Origin of the sequence: Streptomyces sp. NPDC088812 (genome assembly GCF_044750285.1) — a bacterium.
Classification (GTDB): domain Bacteria; phylum Actinomycetota; class Actinomycetes; order Streptomycetales; family Streptomycetaceae; genus Streptomyces.
Genome location: NZ_JBIVJP010000053.1, coordinates 1 through 3,054 on the forward strand (window position 1 = coordinate 1; position 3,054 = coordinate 3,054).

Below are 3,054 nucleotides of genomic sequence, written 5' to 3' on the forward strand. Positions count from 1 at the left end.
GGCGGTGTTCAGCATCCCGGCGACCTACGTGGTGGTCGGCCTGGTTTGGATGGCGATGGGGGCGACCCAGCAGCTGACCTTGTGGATCTTGCAGGTCGGTTCCGGTGGCACCGATGGCCAGGACGAGGCAGTGGCCGGCGTGCTGGCCCTGTTCGGTCTGACCTACGACGCCGCCAACGACAAGATCTTGCTGGACGAGAACTTCGCGCAGTGGGAGATGGCCAGCGAGAACTCGGAAAACGGGATGATCGTGGTCGCGGTGATCATCGCGCTGGTGATCTTCTTCGCCTGCTTCGTGCTGATGGCGATGATGATCTTCCGTCTGGTGCTGATTCTGATTTTGGCCTCGTTCGCGGCCCCGGCGATCTTCTCGCTGGCCCTGGAGCCGGCCAAGGCGCTGGCGGGGCGGTGGCTGTCGATGATGCTGGGGCTGATCATGGCCGGGCCGATCGCAGCCGCCGTCGTGCGGCTGGGCATGGCGATGGCGGCATTGTCCACGGACTGGGTGCAGACCGTGGCTGGCATGGTGCTGGTGTTCGTGGCCGCGGCCATGCCGATCTTCATGCTTGCGGTCACCGCGTGGCTGGGCGGCGGTGCCGGGCAGGCTGAGCAGGCGGGCGTGATGGCCGCGAGCCGGGCCGGGCGTGGAGGAAGGCGGATTCAAGCAGTCAGCGCAACGAGTCCTGTGAGATGAGGCAGTTACTGATCACAGGAGGATCCGGATGCAGGGCAAGCACGGCCATCTCAGCCGGGAGCAGAAGCAGCTCGCACTCAGGCTTCACGCGAAGGGCTGGCGGCTGGTCGACATCGCCAAGGAGATCGGCTGCAGTGCGCCGATGGTCGGCATCATGGCCCGGACCGGCAGGCACGTCGACGCCAAGCCGTTCGGCTGGGAACCACGCCAGGGCAACCTGACGATCGACGAGCGCGAGCAGATCCTGCTGGGGATCAATCGTGGTGACACCTTCACCGCGATCGCCGAGCAACTGGGGCGTGCGGTGTCCACCGTCAGCCGGGAGGTGAAGCGCGGCGGCGGGCGCTGCGACTACTCGGCCTGGCATGCGCACGAACGCGCCCGCCATCAAGCTCGCCGACCGAAGCCATTCAAGCTCGCGTCGGGTCGGCTGCTTGAGGAGGTCGCCAGCCGGCTGGAGCAACTGGGGTCGCCCGAAGAGGTGGCAGCGCGCCTACGGTTGGATCACGCCGATGATCCGGAGATGCGCGTGAGCCACGAGACGATCTACCAGTCGCTGTTCGTGCAAGGCCGCGGCGAGCTGCGTCGCGAGCTGGCGCGGTGTCTGCGGTCCGGACGAACTGCCCGCAAGCCTCGCGGAACCACCGATGGCCGCGGCCGCATCCCCGGCATGGTGATGCTTAGCGAGCGCCCCGCAGAAGCCGACGATCGCGCTGTTCCTGGGCACTGGGAAGGCGACCTCATCCTCGGCGAAGGCAGCCGCAGCGCCGTCGGCACGCTCGTTGAGCGCTCGACGCGGATGACCCTGCTTCTGCACTTGCCCGACGGCAAGAGCGCTGAGCAGGTCGAGGCCGCGATGCGCGCAGCGATCAGCAAGCTGCCTTCCGCACTGACCCGGACGATCACCTGGGACCAAGGCGCGGAGATGTCGAAGCACGCCGCGTTCACCACCGCCACGGGCATCCCGATCTACTTCTGCGATCCCCACTCTCCCTGGCAGCGCGGGAGCAACGAGAACACCAACGGACTGCTGCGGCAATACCTGCCCAAAGGAACCGATCTGAGCGTTGTCAGCCGCGAGGAGTTAGACGCGATCCAGGACAGCCTCAACGGACGCCCACGCAAGACGCTGGGCTATCTGACACCATCAGAGAAGCTCGCAGAGTTCCTTGCGCCCACCGCTTGAATCCGCCGAATGAATTCGATGCGGGGCGTTTCGGCGCGGGCTGGCCGGATGCGCCAGCGTGCCGGGGCGATGGTGATGCGAGGAGGCCGCTGATGGCAACGATGATTCAGGAGTCGATGGACTCGGAGTACGACGACGTCCGGTTCCCCCAGGAACGGACTCAGGGACTGATCCTGGGGCTGACCCTGGAGCAGGTAATCGTGGTTCTGGCCGGCGTGCTGATCGGCATGGCGTTCATCCTGCGTGGCGGGCCGGGCATGTTCGTGGGTATCGGGCTGATGGCCGTGATCGGTGCGTTCGGCGCGACTCGGTTCCGTGGCCGGTCCCTGCCTGGCTGGGTGTGGGTGGCGGCGCAGTACCTGCGGCGGGGGGCAACGGATCAGCTCGAGTTCCGCCAGGGGATGGCCCCGGCACACGTGCTGCAGCTGGTGGACGGAGAGCCGCAGGCACCCGTGAGCGAGGCCGGGCCGCAGGCCCAGCGCGACGCGAAGGGGCGGATCAAGCCGGGTGAGCCGGCACGGTTCCGGCTGCCGGGTGTGGCCGGAGAGCTGATGGTCTACGCGATGCCCAACGGGGCCGGGTTCGTCTGGGACCCGCGCGCCCGGGAAGCGGTGGTCTGCGCGAAGGTCATGACGACGCGGGGCTTTGACCTGGAGTCCTTCGACGCTCAGGAGGAACGGTCCCTGTCGTGGGGATCGTCGCTGGCGGCGCTGTCGCGTCTGCCGGGTGTGGTGCGGATTCAGGCTTCGGATCAGACGACGCTCATCTCCGGTGCGGCCGTGGAGGACTTCTACGAGTCCAAGCAGGTGGACGCGGGCCGGTCGGGGGCAAGCATCGACCCGTTCCTGGACCAGGCGTTCCGTGAGCTGATGAAGGAGGCCCAGTCGATGCCGGTGCACGAGCAGTGGCTGACGCTGGTGGTCTCCCCGTCGAAGATCACCTCGCAGGTCAAGGCGCTCGGCGGAGGCACCCCGGCGCTCATGGAGCACATGCTCAAGGTGATGACGACGGTGGAGAGCACGCTGCCGCGCTCGGGGACCCAGGTGACCGCCTGGCACTCCCCGCGCACGCTGGCTGGCCTCTCGCGGTCGGCGTTCGACCCGGACGCCTCGGTGATGATCTCGACCATGAAGGCGGACGGGAAGACGGCGGGCACCGCGCCCTCAAGTGCGGG

The 3,054-nt window shown here is 67.6% G+C and carries 3 protein-coding genes; all 3 read left to right on the top strand.

Annotated elements, in window-relative coordinates:
* The coding region (locus ACIP67_RS43040; RefSeq protein ID WP_401700139.1) for a hypothetical protein at positions 1-694 on the top strand (694 nt) is incomplete at its 5' end.
* A gap of 28 nt (positions 695-722) precedes the next feature.
* Complete coding sequence (locus ACIP67_RS43045; protein ID WP_401700141.1) at positions 723-1,880, top strand: IS30 family transposase; 1,158 nt, start codon at positions 723-725, stop codon at positions 1,878-1,880.
* A partial coding sequence (locus tag ACIP67_RS43050; RefSeq protein WP_401700143.1) for an SCO6880 family protein occupies positions 1,877-3,054 on the top strand: 1,178 nt, incomplete at its 3' end. The genes ACIP67_RS43045 and ACIP67_RS43050, both read left to right, overlap by 4 nt.